The organism is Pseudomonas vranovensis (assembly GCF_040438935.1).
GTDB lineage: Bacteria > Pseudomonadota > Gammaproteobacteria > Pseudomonadales > Pseudomonadaceae > Aquipseudomonas > Aquipseudomonas vranovensis.
Genome location: NZ_CP159259.1, coordinates 2,901,925 through 2,917,654, shown reverse-complemented (window position 1 = coordinate 2,917,654; position 15,730 = coordinate 2,901,925). Strand labels below are relative to the sequence as shown.

Sequence of the window (15,730 nt, the reverse complement as noted above, 5' to 3'; positions counted from 1 at the left end):
AAGACTAGAAACGCAGGCGGACACCGGCGACCAGGCGGGTCTGGCCGATGTCGCCGTCGTCATCACGAAGCTGTTCGGCAGCATTGCCGTAGCTTCGGTTGAAACTCACGCCCAGGTAAGGGGCAAATCCGCGGGTGATCTCATACCGCAGACGCACGCCGATCTCACTGTCGGCAAGGCCGCTGCCCTGGTCGCGGCTGGCGTCGTTACGGCCATAGAAATTGGCCTCCAGGGAGGGCTCGAGTACCCAGCGATTGGTCAGCAGGATAGCGTAACTGCTCTCCAGGCGCAGCGCGGTTTGTTGACGCTCACCCACGTAGGCAGTGGCTTCCAGCTCCAGGCCATAGAGCGGCGTGCCCTGGATACCGAATGCCGCCCAGGCCTGGCCACTGGCCGGTTTGAAATCCTGACGCACGCCACCCACCAACTCCCACCAGGGACTGATGGCGTGGCCCCAGAGTGCCTGCAGTTCAGCCTTGTGGGTGACGCCGTTTTCTCGCTCGCCTTCGGTACGCAGCCAGAGCCGGTCCACGTCGCCGCCGATCCAGGCGTTGGCGTTCCAGTTCAGCACGTCGCGGCTGTCGTAGTTCTGATACTCCAGTTGTTCAACGATCACTGCCCAATTGACCTGCTTGTCATGCACCGAGTGACCGGGCAAGGGCGGGAAAGCGGCGCGGCGGTCGGCGTCGGTGATGGGGCGCAAGGGGGTACGCGGCGTGTCCGGGGCCTGAGCATGACCCATGACGCTGTGGTCCATTGCGCCGTGCTTCATGCTGCCGTGGTTCATGGCCCCATGGTCCATCGGCTGCGCGCGCAGGTCTTCACTGGCCAGTAGGGTGAGCAGTGCCAGGCTGCCCAGCAGCGGGCGATTGAAGAATTCATTCATCGACGCGTACCTCGCGGAACATGCCCATCTCCATGTGGTAGAGCAAGTGGCAGTGATAGGCCCAGCGACCCAGGGCATCGGCGCTGACCCGGTAGCTGCGCCGGCTGCCCGGCGGGATGTCGAGGGTGTGCTTGCGCACCTGGAAGCGGCCGTGTTCGTCCTCCAGGTCACTCCACAACCCGTGCAGGTGGATTGGGTGGGCCATCATGGTGTCGTTGACCAGGGTGATGCGCAGCCGCTCGCCGTAGGTCAGGCGCAGGGGCTCGGCGTCGGAAAACTTGATGCCGTTGAACGACCAGGCAAAGCGTTCCATATGGCCGGTCAGGTGCAGCTCGATTTCCCGGGATGGCTCGCGGCCGTCCGGGTCGGCAAAGGTGCTTTTGAGGTCGGCATAGGTCAGTACCCGGCGACCGTTGTTGCGCAGGCCGATGCCCGGGTCGGCGAGGTTGGGTTTGGGGCTCATGGTCTGCATGTCTACCAGCGGGTTGTCGGTTTCGCTGGCCGGGTGGGCCTGCATGCCGGACATGGCGCCGTGGTCCATACCCTCCATGCCAGCCATCTTGCTGTGATCCATGCCTCCCATGGCATCCATGCCGCCGTGGCCCATGTCGGCCATGGTCAGGATCGGCCGTGGATCGGGAACCGGCACGGGGGCGCTGAGTCCGGCACTGCGCGCCAGGGTGCCGCGGGCGTAGCCGGTACGGTCCATGCTCTGGGCGTAGAGGGTGTAGGCGGGGAGGTCGCCCACCTCGACCAGCACATCGTAGGTTTCAGCCACGGCAATGCGCAGTTCATCCACGCTCACCGGATGCACCGGCATACCGTCGGCGGCGATGACCGTCAGCTTCAACCCCGGGATGCGAAAATCGAAGTAGCTCATGGCCGAGCCGTTGATCAGGCGCAGGCGCACGGTTTCACCCGGCTGGAACAGGCAGGTGAAGTTGCCGTCCGGGGGCTGGCCGTTGAGCAGGTAGGTGTAGGTGGCGGCGCTGATGTCGGCAAGGTCGGTAGGGCTCATGCGCATCTGCGCCCAGCCCTTGCGCTCGGCCACGGTCTTTGACCAGCCGTGCAGCGCCACGTCGTCGATGAAATCACCGACGGTGCGCTTGTGGTAGTTGAAGGCGTCGGACTGCTTTTTCAGCGTGGCCATCAATTCATCAGGTGCCTGGTCGCTCCAGTCGCTGAGCAACAGCACATAGTCGCGCTGGTAGCGATGAGGCTCGGGCGCCTTGGGCTCGATGACGATCGCGCCATACACTCCGGCCTGCTCCTGCAGGCCGGAATGGCTGTGATACCAGTAGGTGCCGCTTTGCTGCAGGGTGAACTGGTACAGGTAGTCGCCGCCGGGTTCGATGCCGGCAAAGCTCAGGCCCGGCACGCCATCCATGTTCGCCGGCAGGATGATGCCGTGCCAGTGCAGCGAGGTCGGTTCGTCCAGGCGATTGCGCACTCGCAAAGTTACCGTGTCGCCTTCGCGCCAACGCAGCACCGGGCCTGGCAGGCTGTTGTTGATGGTCAGTGCGGTGCGCGGGCGGCCGGTGATGTTCACTGGCGTCTGGCCAATGAACAGATCGAAGTCGCGGCCGGCGAGTTCATTGCCCAGCGGGGTGCTGGCAGCGAAGGCAGGCAGGCGCCAGAGACCAAGGCCGGCCAGGGTACTGGCGGCGGCGAAGCCTTTGACGAAGGTACGGCGGGTGGGGTGTCGGAGCATGTCATTGCCAATCCAGTAGCGATGGTGGCACGACATTAGTCAGTGGCGACTGTCAGGAAACTGAGACGCAGATTACAGATTTGTCAGTTGCCCTCGCGCGCCTGCAGTGACGAAGGCTATTGGGCGCTGCTTTTCGCCGGCCCCCTTCCTGCGTTAGCCTTGATGGCTCAGCACCAGTGGGGGCAAGGAGTATCCATGGACAAGGTCATCGTGATCACCGGCGCCAGCCGCGGCATTGGCGCCGCAACGGCACGCCTGGCGGCCCGTGAGGGCTATCGCATTTGTATCAACTACCTGAGCGACGACGAGGCGGCCCAGCGTGTGCTGGCCGAGGTGCGCGAGCTGGGTGCCGAGGCCATCGTGGTCAAGGCTGACGTCAGTGTCGAGGACGAGATCATCCAGCTGTTCCACCGCGTCGATGCCGAGCTGGGCCCGGTGACCGCACTGGTCAACAATGCCGGGACCATCGGCCAGAAAAGCCGGGTCGAGGAAGTGTCGGAATTCCGCCTGCTCAAGTTGATGAAAACCAACGTGGTCGGGCCGATCCTGTGTACCAAGCATGCCTTGCAGCGCATGTCGACGCGTCACGGCGGCCAGGGCGGCAGCATCGTCAACGTGTCATCGGTCGCCGCCCGCCTGGGTTCGCCCAACGAGTATGTCGACTACGCCGCCACCAAGGGCGCGCTGGATACCTTTACCGTGGGGCTGGCCAAGGAAGTGGCCGGTGAAGGCGTGCGGGTCAATACCGTGCGCCCGGGCTACATCTTCACCGACTTCCACGCCCTGAGCGGCGATCCGGACCGGGTCAGCAAGCTTGAACCCGGCATTCCCATGGGGCGTGGCGGCCAGGCCGAGGAAGTGGCCGAGGCGATCATCTGGTTGCTGTCGGACAAGGCTTCGTATTCCACCGGCAGCTTCATCGACCTGGGCGGCGGGCGCTGATCAGGTGCGCAGGTCCTCTTGCGGCTCAAGGCGCGGCAAGTACAGGTGGATGCTGGTGCCCTGGCCCGGTACCGACTGCACCCGTGCCTGGCCACCGGACTGGCGCACAAACCCGTAGACCATCGACAGGCCCAGGCCGGTGCCCTGGCCTACGGGTTTGGTGGTGAAGAACGGATCGAATACCCGTCGCTGCACCTCGGGAGGCATACCAGTGCCATCGTCGCAGACGCTCAGGCGCAGGTAGTGGCCGGGTGGCAGGTCCAGCAGCGCAGCGTCCTGGGCATCGAGCAGCAGGTTGCGGGTCTCGATGGTGATATGCCCGTAATCCGGCAGCGCATCACGAGCATTCAGGCACAGGTTGAGCAACGCATTTTCCAGCTGTGGCGGGTCAACGAAGGTGTGCCACGGCGGTGTGCTGGTGATGACGTTGACTTCAATCTGCGGACCGACGCTGCGGCGGATCAGCTCCTCCATGCCGGCCACCAGCGCGTTCATATCGGTGGGGCGTGGATCCAGCAGCTGGCGCCGGGAAAAGGCCAGCAATCGCTGGATCAACGATGCGGCGCGATTGGAGGCTTCTTCGGCGGTATCCAGCAGCCGGTCAATGTCTTGATGACGACCTTTGGCCAGCAGATTACGCGAGATCTGCAGGGCGCCCAGCACACCGGTGAGCAGGTTGTTGAAGTCATGGGCGATGCCGCCGGTGAGCTGGCCTACGGCTTCCATTTTCTGCGACTGGCGCAAGGCTTCTTCGGCCTTGTGCAGTTGATGCTGTTCTTGCTGCAGTTCAGCCACGGCCTGGGCTACCCGTTGCTCCAAGTCTTCATTGAGCCGCTTGAGTGCGCCTTGCGCCCGTATGCGCTCGGTGATGTCCTGGAACAGCACCGCCACTTGGCGGGCGCTGGCAGGCTCCATGCGAAACGCGCAAATACTCAGAAAGCGGCCGGTGGCGACCAGTTCCTGTTCAAAACGCACCGGCTCGCCTGTCAGTAACACCGGGCGGTAACGTTCAATCCAGTCATCGGCCTCGGCGGCCACCATGCTCCTGAGCGTTTGCCCGACCACATGTTCGATGCCCGCGTGCTTGGCATAGGCAGCGTTGGCTTCGATATGAATGTAGTCACTGAGGGGGCCATGGGGGCCATCGAAGAATTCGATGATGCAGAAGCCTTCGTCCATGGTGTCGAACAAAAACAGGTAGCGCTGCCGGGCTTCGGCCAGGGCCTGTTCGATCTGTGCCTGGACGCGGTCACGGGCGTTGCGCTCAGCCAACTGGGCCTTGAGTTGCGTGTTTTGCTGCCGGAGTGCATCCAGCTGTTGGCGCAGCGTGTCGAGTTCGCTTGGTGGCATACGGGAGTTCCGGCCTGGAGACCTGAAACTGTAGCGCTCCCGGCGGCGCTCAACAATGCTGTCGAGGCACGCCTGGCGGTTTAGAACGAACGCACGATCCTGCCCAGGGTTTCCATGGCCTTTTCCGACTGCTCGGTCCAGGGGCTGCCGTAGTTCAGGCGAATGCAGTTGCGAAAGCGCTGGGTCGGCGAAAAGATCGGCCCGGGGGCAATACTGATACCTTGAGCCAGGGCCATCTGGAACAGCTTGAGCGAATCCATCTGCTCGGGCAGCTCCAGCCACAGGAAGTATCCACCGGCCGGATGGCTGACGCGGGTCTGGGCCGGAAAGTGCCGGGCAATGGCGGCAAGCATGGCGTTCTGCTGCTCTTCCAGGGCGTACCTGAGCCGGCGCAGGTGGCGGTCGTAGCCACCGTGCTGCAAGTAGTCGGCGATCGCTGCCTGGGCGGGCATGGAAGCGCACAGCGAGGTCATCAACTTCAGCCGTTCGATTTTCTGCGCGTAACGCCCGGCCGCCACCCAGCCGATACGGTAACCCGGTGCCAGGCTCTTGGAAAACGAGCCGCAGTGCATCACCAGGCCGTCGGTGTCGAACGCCTTGGCTGGTTTTGGCGCCTGCTGGGCGTAGTACAGCTCGGCATACACATCGTCTTCGATCAGCGGCACCTGGTGCTCACGCAGCAGTTCGACCAATTGCTGTTTCTTTTCCTCCGGCATGCTGGCGCCCACCGGGTTCTGAAAGTTGGTCATGCACCACACGGCCTTGACCGGGTGCTTGCTCAAGGTTTGTGCCAATACGCCCAGGTCGATGCCTTCGCGCGGGTGTACGGGAATCTCCACTGCCTTGAGCTTGAGGCGTTCCAGTACTTGCAGGCAGGCATAGAAGGCCGGCGCTTCGATCGCCACCAGGTCACCTGGCTCGGTCACCGCCTGCAGGCACAGGTTCAGCGCTTCCAGCGCACCGTTGGTGATCAACAGCTCCTCCATGGGCAGCATCAGCCCGCCCACCATGTAGCGCAGGGCGATCTGCCGGCGCAGCTGGGGATTGCCCGGCGACAGGTCGGTAACGACCATGCGCGGGTCCATCTCGCGGCTGGCACTGGCCATGGAGCGGGCCAGGCGCGGTAACGGGAACAGGTGCGGGCTGGGGAAGGCCGAGCCGAAGGGCACGGTTTGCGGGTCTTTGATCGAGTCGAGGATCGAGAACACCAGCTCACTGACATCCACTTCGGTGGACTCGCTGGCCTGTTCGATGATCTGTGGTTCGTTGAACTGACGCGGGGCATGGGCATTGACGAAGTAGCCTGAGCGCGGCCGTGCCCGGATCAGCCCGCGGCGTTCCAGCAGGTAGTAGGCCTGGAATACCGTCGAAGGGCTGACCCCGTGGGTCTGGCTGGCGTAACGCACCGATGGCACCCGCTGGCCGGGGGCAAGGACCCCGGAGCGAATCAGTTCGGCAATGTCGTCGGCGAATTTTTCGTAGCGTTTCATCATGGCTCTGGACGTTTCGACTGCTGCGAAGTGTATGTGATCAACGGTTCATTGGCGCGACAAAACGGCTGTGGGCAGTGCTGGCAACGCCGGGCTCGTCGGTGTCGACCACTTCAAAACCGATCGTCTGGGAGCTGCTCGGGGCGCGTTCGGCGAGCATGGCTACCGACACCGGCAACTCGCTCATCTCGCCTGCGTCCAGGGTGAACTCGGTCTTGCCGTGCAGCTCGAAGCCCTCGGCATCGACCAGACGCAGGCGGTAGCGCTGCGGTAGCTGGGTCTTGTTGATGACTTTGAGGGTGTAGATGTTTTCGATCTGGCCGAGGTTGTTCTCGCGGAACAGGCCACGGTCCTTGATGACGTCCATCGACACCATCGGTCGTTGCTGCAGGGCGATGATCAGGGCGCCAATCATCACCACCAGCGCGGTGACGTAGCCCAGCAGGCGAGGGCGCAGCCAGTTGGTCTTGCCGCCTTGCAGGTTGTGTTCGGACTTGTAGCCGACCAGGCCACGGGCATAGCCCATTTTGTCCATGATCGAGTCGCAGGCATCGATGCAGGCCGCGCAGCCAATGCACTCCATCTGCAGGCCATCGCGAATGTCGATGCCGGTTGGGCAGACCTGCACGCACATCTGGCAGTCGATGCAATCACCCAGGCCCCTGGCCTTGTAGTCGCTGTCTTTCTTGCGCGGGCCACGTGATTCGCCACGGGCCGGGTCGTAGGCAATGGCCAGGGTGTCCTTGTCGAACATCACGCTCTGGAACCGGGCGTAGGGGCACATGTGCATGCACACCGCTTCACGCAGCCAGCCGGCGTTGATGTAGGTGGCGCCGGTGAAGAACAGTACCCAGAACAGGGCGACGCCGCTCAGTTGCAGGGTGAAGAGTTCTTCGGCCAGTGGCCGGATCGGGGTGAAGTAGCCGACGAACGTCAGCCCGGTGATCAAGGCGATGGCCAGCCACAGCGTGTGCTTGGCCGAGCGCCGGGTCAGCTTGTTCAGGCTCCATGGGGCGGCATCGAGCTTGATACGCTGGTTGCGGTCGCCCTCGGTAACCTTCTCGCACCACATGAACAGCCAGGTCCAGGAGCTTTGCGGGCAGGTGTAACCGCACCACACCCGTCCGGCCAGCACGGTGATGGCGAACAGGCCGAAGGCGCAGATGATCAGCAGTGCCGAGAGGAGAATGAAGTCTTGCGGCCAGAAGGTGGCACCGAAGATGTGGAACTTGCTTTGCGCCAGGTCCCACAGTACTGCCTGGCGACCGTTCCAGTTCAACCAGACGGTGCCGAAGAACAGCACATAAAGAAAACCCGCGCCCAGCAGGCGCAGGTTGCGAAACAAGCCGGTGAAGCTGCGGGTATGGATCTGTCTGTCGCTGCTGGCGGTCTTCTTCTTGGCGGTGGAAGGCTCGGCAATTTCAACGATCTGGACGGGAATTCTATCGCTCATGGTTCGTCGCTCATCAGGCCTCGATCAGGCCAGAGCACTATGGCGTCCCATCTGTTTGCATAACAGGCTCAGGTATTTCTATAAAAACCGTATCAGATTTATCGCCAGAACCCTGCAGCCCTCAGATTACCGAGCCTGGCTCGGTGGTCTTGAGGTGCCTGCGACCATCCACCGCACCCGCTACAGTGAGGGCGTCGGCTTCCGCTTCGGTGATTGGAATGCGTTCGCCGGCAAGCTCGGCCACCGACATGCGCAACTGTTCATCGGTCACCACGGTGACATCGCTGGCGGCTCCCTGGATGTGCAGGTCGTCGCTGATCAGGGTGCAGCGTTGGTTGGTTTCGTCGATTTCAATGGGCATGCTCGCGTTCTCCACACGTGGGGCTTACTGCTGTGACCCTAGGGTGGGGATGGTTGCTGTGGTTAACCGATCAGCGGTCGGAGTATTAGTGGCCTGGTTGGCGGTCCATCCTGAAACAGTCCTTTCGCGGAGCACGCCATGGACGCCTGGTGGCATCAAGTCTGGGTAACACTGGTGGCCGAGTTCGCTGACATCAACGATGCCAAACAACTGACCCAGGTAACGGTGCGCATGCTCATGGCTGCCCTGCTCGGCGGCATCCTCGGTTTTGAGCGCGAGCTCAAGGGCAAGGCCGCCGGGGTACGCACACATATGCTGGTGGCGATGGGCGCCGCCCTGTTTGTGCTGGTGCCACGCATGGCTGGGGTCGACGATGCCGCGCTCAGCCGGGTGATCCAGGGCATCGTTGCAGGCATTGGCTTCCTGGGTGCAGGCACCATCCTCAAAGGCCATCATCAGGCGCTTAGCCACGTCAAAGGGCTGACCACGGCGGCGGGTTTGTGGATGACGGCGGCCATTGGTGTGGCGGCGGGCATGGGCCGCGAAGCAACGGCGGTGATCAGCACACTGTTGGCATTGCTGGTGCTGGGCATGATGCCGTGGGTGGTGGATCGCTTCGAGAAGGAGGACGAGGAAGATGAGGACGAAAACGAGGAGGGCAGGAAGCACTGAGGGGAGCCGAAGCTCCCCTCAAAGATTGTTGCGTGCTCTTTTTTTGTTATTGGAGGGCGGTCTATTGTTGTTTTTGGCAACCGTTGCCTCTTGAAACGGGCGATCCCCATCCGGGATCAAGAGCAAACGTATTTTTTTGAGCGCTGATCTACTCTCATCATTGCTGATCCAACCGTGACCATCGCTACCTTGGGGTAGTTTTATTGTTTTTTGTCAGGTTGCGGGGCACGCCCCGGGAAAGCACATCCTCTCCAAAAAAATCTGTTAGCTGCGTCTCTGCCGTGTTGTTCTTGTTATGTCAGAGTCGTTACGTCTTATTTTTATTGGTGTGTCACAGTTTTTATTGTTCTTGTGCCAAAGACATAGCAGGTGCCGTGCCAACTTTTAAAAACCTAATAAAATCAATGGTTTATCTTTTTTGGCGGGAAAGAGGGGCGAGAGAATTTGTCGATTTGTTTCCGTGTTACCCGGATTTTTGCTGAAAACTGCGGGGGCGGTAACACTCAGGCCTCCTGCCTGCTGTTACCGCCGCCTTTCACACCGCGTTACGGGCGCGCGCCACACGCGAGCCGTTCGCACGACCCAGCACGTTGCTGATGCGCTGGCCGGCGAGGATCAATTGCTCAAGGTCGATGCCGGTTTCGATACCCAGGCCCTGGAGCATGTACAGCACGTCTTCACTGGCCACATTGCCGCTGGCGCCCTTGGCATATGGGCAGCCGCCCAGGCCTGCCACCGAACTGTCGAACACCTGGATACCTTCCAGCAGGCTGGCATAGACGTTGGCCAGGGCCTGGCCGTAGGTGTCGTGGAAGTGTCCGGCCAGTTGCGCGCGGGGCACATGGGCAGCGACCACCTCGAACAGCCGGCGGGTAGCCCCCGGCGTACCGGTGCCGATGGTGTCGCCCAGCGACACTTCATAGCAGCCCATCTCGAACAGCTCGCGTGCCACCGGTGCCACCTGTTCGGCTTTTACCGCGCCTTCGTAGGGGCAACCCAGCACGCAGGACACATAACCGCGCACCCGCACACCCTGCTCGCGAGCGGCATCCATGATCGGCACGAAGCGCTGCAGGCTCTCGTCGATGGAGCAGTTGATGTTGCGCTGCGAGAAGGCTTCGGAGGCTGCGGCGAACACGGCCACTTCCTTGACGCCGGCTGCCAGTGCGTCTTCAAAACCGCGCAGGTTGGGGGCCAGGGCGGCATAGGTAACGCCGGGCTTTTGCTGGATCTGGGCGAACACCTCGGCGGAGCCGCCCATCTGCGGTACCCACTTGGGTGAAACAAAGCTGCCCACTTCTATATAGGAGAGGCCTGCCGCGGTCAGGTCATCGACCAGTCGGACCTTGTCCGCCACGCTGATGGGCTGGGCTTCGTTCTGCAGGCCGTCGCGGGGGCCGACTTCGACCAGGCGAACGTTTGAAGGCAATGACATGGCGCGGTTCCTCAGGGCTCAATGGCTGTTTTTCTGATTGTTCAAGGTGGCGGCCAGCGCTTGTTCACAGCGCTCTTCGGCGGTGTCCAGCTCCAGCTGCATCTGCTGGATGTCGAGCAGTTGCTGTTCGAGCTGGGCGCGACGTTCGGCAATCTTGGCCAGCATGCTGTGCAGCTGTTTGAGGTTGCCACTGGTGGGGTCGTAGAGTTCGATCAACTCGCGGCACTCGGCCAGCGAGAAGCCGATGCGCTTGCCGCGCAGGATCAGTTTGAGGCTGACCTTGTCGCGCGCTGAATACACTCGCTCAAGCCCCCGGCGTTCAGGGCTGAGCAAGCCCTGTTCTTCGTAGAAGCGGATGGCACGGGTGGTGATGTCCAGCTCGCGGGACAGATCGGAGATGCTGTAGGTCTGGCTGCTCATTGCTTGGCTCGGAAAAGGGGCATGAGCTAACCTAATTGCACCTTTACGTATACGTCAAGCTGTGGGGCGGGCTTGCCCCGCGAAAAGGTCTACACCTCAGCCTTGGCAGCGCACTCATCCTGCGCTACCACCGCCTGGCACAACTCGATGATCTGCTCGCGCATCCAGCGGTTGGCCGGGTCCTGGTCGGTGCTTTCGTGCCAGTACAGGTGGGTTTCCAATGGCGGCACGTCATTGACCGGCAAGCTCAGGTAGTTGAGCTGGTGCCGACGAGCGAAACGCTCGGGTACCGTCATGACCATGTCGGTCTGCTGCAGCACCTGGGACGCCATCAGGTAATGCTGAGAACGCAGGGCTATCTTGCGCTGCACGCCCATCTTGCCGAGTGCCAGGTCGACATAACCCAGGCCGTTGCGCCGGCTGGAAATGTGGATATGGGTAAGCCCCAGGTAGTCGTCCAGGCTGAGTTTGTCCTTGGTCATCGGGTGGCCCTGGCGCAAGGCGCACACATAGCGGTCCTGCATCAGCTTGACGTGACGTACCTGGGGGTCGGTGTTGAGCGGTGCATCGACGGCAAAATCCAGGCGGCCGGCAGCCAGTTCCTTGGTGGTCTCGCGGCGCTTGCACAGAAAACTTTCAATGATCACCGCCGGGGCCAGGCGGCGCAGGCGCTGGAACAGCGGAGGCAGGATCACCGCCTCGGTGAGGTCGGTCATGCTGATGCGAAAGGTCTTGTTGGCCTGCAAGGGGTTGAAGATGCGGCTCTCTTGCACCGACACGCGCAGCAGCGAAAGGGCATTGCGCACCGGGCCGATGATGTTCTGCGCCATGGGCGTCGGCACCATGCCTTGGGCGGTGCGCACGAACAGCGGGTCGTTGAAGGTCTCGCGCAGTCGCGCCAGGGCGTTGGACACCGCCGGCTGAGTGATGCCGACGATCTGTCCGGCGCGGGTCAGGTTGGCTTCGGTGTAAATGGCATCGAAGACGATGAACAGATTCAGGTCGACCTTGCTCAGGTTCATGGGCGCCGCTCTTGTGGGTGTTATGGGTGGATCATATATCGGTTATGAATGTTTATACACGCCGAGAATAGACTAGGTGGATTTTGATCGCTGATCTAGTCTCTTCAACAGATCCCCTTTCCACTGAAGGTACTGCCCCATGGATTTCGCCTATTCACCCAAGGTCCAGGCGTTGCGCGAACGTGTCACGGCGTTCATGGATGCTTATGTCTATCCCGCTGAAGCGGTGTTCGAGCGTCAGGTCGCCGAGGGTGATCGCTGGCAGCCGACCGCGATCATGGAGGAGCTCAAGAACAAGGCCAAGGCCGAAGGCCTGTGGAACCTGTTTTTGCCGGAGTCGGAGCTGGGCGCGGGGCTGACCAACCTGGAATACGCCCCCCTGGCCGAAATCATGGGCCGTTCGCTGCTGGGCCCCGAGCCCTTCAACTGCTCGGCGCCGGACACCGGCAACATGGAAGTGCTGGTGCGCTACGGCAGCGAGGAGCAGAAACGTCAGTGGCTGGAGCCGCTGTTGCGCGGCGAGATTCGTTCGGCCTTTGCCATGACCGAGCCGGACGTGGCGTCGTCCGATGCCACCAACATGGCGGCCCGCGCGGTGCGCGATGGCGATGAGTGGGTCATCAACGGGCGCAAGTGGTGGACCTCCGGGGCCTGCGACCCGCGCTGCAAAATCATGATCTTCATGGGCTTGAGCAACCCCGACGGGCCGCGTCACCAGCAGCATTCGATGATCCTGGTACCTACCGATACCCCCGGGGTGAAAATCGTCCGTCCGCTGCCGGTGTTCGGTTACGACGATGCGCCTCATGGTCACGCTGAAGTGTTGTTCGAAAACGTGCGGGTACCCTACGAAAACGTGTTGCTTGGTGAGGGCCGCGGCTTCGAGATTGCCCAGGGGCGCCTTGGCCCTGGCCGTATCCACCACTGCATGCGTTCGATCGGTATGGCCGAGCGGGCCCTGGAATTGATGTGCAAGCGCGCGGTGGAGCGCACGGCGTTCGGCCGGCCGTTGGCACGCCTGGGGGGGAACGTCGACAAGATCGCCGATTCGCGGATGGAGATCGACATGGCCCGCCTGCTGACCCTCAAGGCCGCCTACATGATGGACACGGTAGGCAACAAGGTGGCGCGCAGCGAGATCGCCCAGATCAAGGTGGTGGCGCCGAACGTGGCCTTGAAGGTGATTGACCGGGCTATCCAGATCCACGGTGGAGCCGGTGTCAGCGGTGATTTCCCATTGGCCTACATGTATGCCATGCAGCGTACCTTGCGCCTGGCCGACGGCCCGGATGAAGTCCACCGGGCGGCCATCGGCAAGTTCGAGGTCGGCAAGTACGTACCCAAGGAAATGCTCCGCAGCGAGCATTGACGGATGACAGGAAAACCTCAGGCCCGCGCATGCGGGCCTGAGTCATTCATGGTGGCTGGAATTGACAGGTTGCGGTGGGCGGTCGCGGGTTTTGAGCAGCGACAGCACTACGCCGCCCGTCAACAGGCCAAGGGTCACGCCGAGTGACAGCAGCGCCGGAACCGCTCCGATCAGGCCGTGGTAGAAAATCTTGCCACCGATGAAGATCAGCACCAGGGCCAGGGCATATTTGAGATAGACAAAGCGGTGTATCAGTGCCGCCAGGGCGAAGTACAAGGCGCGCAGGCCAAGAATCGCGAAAATGTTCGAGGTATAGACAATGAACGGGTCCTGGGTAATGGCAAAGATCGCCGGCACGCTGTCGACGGCGAATACCAGGTCGGCGAGTTCGATCAGTACCAGGGCCAGGAACAGTGGCGTGGCAAACAGCACGGCCTTGTTCTGCCCGGCTGCCCGGATTCGCACGAAAAAGCGCGGGCCGTGCAGGTCATCGGTGACACGGATATGGTTGCGGACGAACTTGAGCGCCGGGTTGTTGGCCAGGTCCGGGTGGGTTTCTTCGCGGCTGAGGAGCATTTTCACCCCGGTGAACAGCAGGAAGGCCCCGAACACATAGAGGATCCAGGCGAATTCCTGAACCAGTGCACTGCCCACGCCGATCATGATCGCGCGCAGCACCACCACCCCGAGGATGCCCCAGAACAGAACTCGGTGCTGGTAGAGGCGGGGAATGGAGAAGTAGCTGAAGATCATTGCCATGACGAAGACGTTGTCCATGGACAACGACTGTTCGACAAGAAAACCGGTGTAGAACTCCAGGGCACTCTGGGCGCCCAACTCCAGCCAGACCCACCCGCCAAAGAGCATCCCGACGCTGAAGTAGCCGCTGTACAACAGCAGGCTCTCGCGCATTTCGATGGTGTGGGCCTTGCGGTGCAGTACGCCCAGGTCCAGCACCAGTAATGTCAGGACGATGCCGATGAATGCCAGCCAGAACCAGGCGCTGGTACCGAGGAAGTCGTTGTCGAGAAATGCCTGTAGAGCCGCCATGCGCCCCTCCTTGATTGTCGTCGCTGCCTTGAGGATCAAGGCAGCAGTGACTCCGACATGGCGGCTTGGCAGCCGTCAGAGGGGCCCGGCGTCACAGTTGAAAGACTAGACCCGATGACGACCGCAGCCCAACCGGGGCTGTAACAAAAGGTTGCCTACGCAACTCCAGGACATTTAGTACACCCAGACTTCCACTCTCCTATTGCGGATACGGCCTTCTTCAGCCGTGTTGGTGGCCACCGGCAATTCATCGCCCAGGCCGATGATGTCGCGCAGTTCGACTCCGGCCTTGACCAGTTCCCGGCGCACCGCCATGGCGCGCAGGCGCGAGAGCAGGTCGGCGCGTTGCGGATCGCGCTTGGCATCGCCGAATCCCACCAGCACGGCGCGTTTGTGCAGCTTGCCGTGTTGGCGCAGAAACTCGACCACCCGCTGCACATCACGTAGCGCTTTGTTGTCCAGGCTGGCATTGCCTTCTTGAAAGCGGAAGTTCACCGACAGGCGCTGGGCGTTGCGCGCCAGGTCCTGGTAACGCGCCGGCATGTCGGCAGCCGGGGGTACCGGCAAGGCATTTACCTGCTGGCCGACAAAGCCATTGCCGGTCACGATGGCCTGGCCCTGTGGGCTCTGGGCGAACTCCACCAGCGCCCGGGCCCAGGGGGAGGGGGTGTCCGGCGGCAGGTAGAAGTACAGGCGTCGCGACAGTGGGTAGTCTTCACTGGCCACCAGCGCTGGGCTTGGCAGCATCGGTCGGGAAGCGCCATCGGCAATCGCCAGGACCTTGGCGCCATGCACCGAGGCCAGGCTGCTGAAGCCAATGGCCTGGGGGTCGGACTGCACGGCTTTGCTCAGTTGCTCGCTGGACTCGAAGCGCTGGGCGGTGGCGGCCAATGCCAGGCCATTGGCGTCGAGCACCAGGGCCTTGAATGTTTCGAAGGTGCCTGAGCGATCATCCCGGGCATTCAGGTGGATCGGCCCGTGGCCCAGGCCCAGGGCGTCCCATGTGGTAATGCGCCCGGCAAAAATTCCCGCCAGTTGCTCGGTGCTCAGTTGTGGCAATGGATTATCGGGATGGACGATCACCGCGACGCCGTCCAGGCCGATGATCTGCTCGGCGGTGGCGCTGTTCAAATCGCCCAGCGGAGTGAGCGCGACCAGTTCGCTGGCCTTGATCGGGCGCGAGGCCGCTGCCAGATCAGCCTGGCCGGCCTTGAGGGCGGCGAAGCCTGTGCTGGAGCCGTGGGCGGCGATGTCGATACGCACGGGGTGGCCATTGCCGTCGTGGGCACTGACCTGGATTTCGTTGGGGATCTGGGTCGCGACGATTGAAATGTCGCTGGCGCCTTGTGCGGCCAGTAGCCCTTGCACCAGTGCCGGCGCGAGTACCGCGCCGATCGTGTTGGAACCCTGGATACGCAACAGGGGCGCCGCGTGGGTAACGAGCGGGAACAGGCACAGCAGGATCAGGCTGAGGTGGCGGAACATGCCGGCAGGCACTCTTCAGGCAGAGGGTGTGCGGCAGATTAAGACAGTGGAATGACAGTTGGATGACACGGCTGTATGGAGCCG

General features: G+C 62.2%; 13 protein-coding genes and 1 pseudogene. 3 read left to right on the top strand and 11 right to left on the bottom strand.

Annotated features, from left to right (window positions below):
* Window positions 1-4: 4 nt before the first annotated feature.
* Together ABVN19_RS13410 and ABVN19_RS13405 are read right to left on the bottom strand one after the other, a co-directional pair.
* Complete coding sequence (locus ABVN19_RS13410) at window positions 5-886, bottom strand: copper resistance protein B (protein ID WP_105642130.1); 882 nt, start codon at window positions 884-886, stop codon at window positions 5-7.
* Window positions 879-2,597: a copper resistance system multicopper oxidase gene (locus ABVN19_RS13405; RefSeq protein ID WP_105642129.1), complete on the bottom strand. Its 1,719-nt coding sequence runs from the start codon at window positions 2,595-2,597 to the stop codon at window positions 879-881. The genes ABVN19_RS13410 and ABVN19_RS13405 overlap by 8 nt, the downstream gene beginning before the upstream one ends.
* A 195-nt stretch (window positions 2,598-2,792) precedes the next feature.
* Here ABVN19_RS13405 and ABVN19_RS13400 point away from each other — a divergent pair, with 195 nt between their 5' ends.
* Window positions 2,793-3,539: an SDR family oxidoreductase gene (locus tag ABVN19_RS13400; RefSeq protein WP_028944205.1), complete on the top strand. Its 747-nt coding sequence runs from the start codon at window positions 2,793-2,795 to the stop codon at window positions 3,537-3,539.
* Between the two features lie 30 nt (window positions 3,540-3,569).
* On the opposite strand, the pseudogene ABVN19_RS13395 reads toward ABVN19_RS13400, so the two are convergent.
* The 4 genes and pseudogenes from ABVN19_RS13395 to ABVN19_RS13380 form a co-directional block, all read right to left on the bottom strand.
* Window positions 3,570-4,889 (bottom strand): annotated as a pseudogene (locus ABVN19_RS13395) (ATP-binding protein); the annotation flags it as partial.
* An 80-nt stretch (window positions 4,890-4,969) separates the two neighbouring features.
* Window positions 4,970-6,379, bottom strand: coding sequence for a GntR family transcriptional regulator MpaR (gene mapR, locus ABVN19_RS13390; protein ID WP_028944206.1), 1,410 nt, complete (start codon window positions 6,377-6,379; stop codon window positions 4,970-4,972).
* A gap of 40 nt (window positions 6,380-6,419) precedes the next feature.
* Window positions 6,420-7,832 (bottom strand): cytochrome c oxidase accessory protein CcoG, encoded by a 1,413-nt coding sequence (ccoG, locus tag ABVN19_RS13385; protein WP_028944207.1) that lies wholly within the window; start codon window positions 7,830-7,832, stop codon window positions 6,420-6,422.
* A 121-nt stretch (window positions 7,833-7,953) separates the two neighbouring features.
* The gene (locus tag ABVN19_RS13380) at window positions 7,954-8,193 is read right to left on the bottom strand and encodes a DUF3203 family protein (RefSeq protein WP_028944208.1); all 240 of its coding nucleotides are present in this window, start codon (window positions 8,191-8,193) and stop codon (window positions 7,954-7,956) included.
* 138 nt (window positions 8,194-8,331) lie between these two features.
* On the opposite strand from ABVN19_RS13380, the gene ABVN19_RS13375 reads away from it, so the two are divergent.
* Window positions 8,332-8,865 (top strand): MgtC/SapB family protein, encoded by a 534-nt coding sequence (locus tag ABVN19_RS13375; RefSeq protein ID WP_028944209.1) that lies wholly within the window; start codon window positions 8,332-8,334, stop codon window positions 8,863-8,865.
* Window positions 8,866-9,400: 535 nt separating this feature from the next.
* On the opposite strand, the gene ABVN19_RS13370 is transcribed toward ABVN19_RS13375, so the two are convergent.
* From ABVN19_RS13370 to ABVN19_RS13360, 3 genes are all read right to left on the bottom strand, one after another.
* Window positions 9,401-10,300, bottom strand: a complete 900-nt coding sequence (locus tag ABVN19_RS13370) for a hydroxymethylglutaryl-CoA lyase (protein WP_028944210.1) — start codon at window positions 10,298-10,300, stop codon at window positions 9,401-9,403.
* A gap of 18 nt (window positions 10,301-10,318) precedes the next feature.
* Window positions 10,319-10,720, bottom strand: a complete 402-nt coding sequence (locus tag ABVN19_RS13365; RefSeq protein ID WP_028944211.1) for a MerR family DNA-binding transcriptional regulator — start codon at window positions 10,718-10,720, stop codon at window positions 10,319-10,321.
* An 89-nt stretch (window positions 10,721-10,809) separates the two neighbouring features.
* A complete protein-coding gene (locus tag ABVN19_RS13360; protein ID WP_028944212.1) occupies window positions 10,810-11,742 on the bottom strand; it encodes a LysR family transcriptional regulator in 933 nt (310 codons plus the stop codon).
* A gap of 139 nt (window positions 11,743-11,881) precedes the next feature.
* On the opposite strand from ABVN19_RS13360, the gene ABVN19_RS13355 reads away from it, so the two are divergent.
* On the top strand, window positions 11,882-13,111 hold the full coding sequence (locus ABVN19_RS13355; protein WP_028944213.1) for an acyl-CoA dehydrogenase: 1,230 nt from the start codon (window positions 11,882-11,884) through the stop codon (window positions 13,109-13,111).
* Between the two features lie 42 nt (window positions 13,112-13,153).
* On the opposite strand, the gene ABVN19_RS13350 is transcribed toward ABVN19_RS13355, so the two are convergent.
* Both ABVN19_RS13350 and ABVN19_RS13345 read right to left on the bottom strand, forming a co-directional pair.
* Window positions 13,154-14,161, bottom strand: coding sequence for a TerC family protein (locus tag ABVN19_RS13350; protein ID WP_028944214.1), 1,008 nt, complete (start codon window positions 14,159-14,161; stop codon window positions 13,154-13,156).
* A 174-nt stretch (window positions 14,162-14,335) separates the two neighbouring features.
* Window positions 14,336-15,646: a phosphate ABC transporter substrate-binding/OmpA family protein gene (locus tag ABVN19_RS13345; RefSeq protein WP_028944215.1), complete on the bottom strand. Its 1,311-nt coding sequence runs from the start codon at window positions 15,644-15,646 to the stop codon at window positions 14,336-14,338.
* Between the last annotated feature and the right edge of the window lie 84 nt (window positions 15,647-15,730).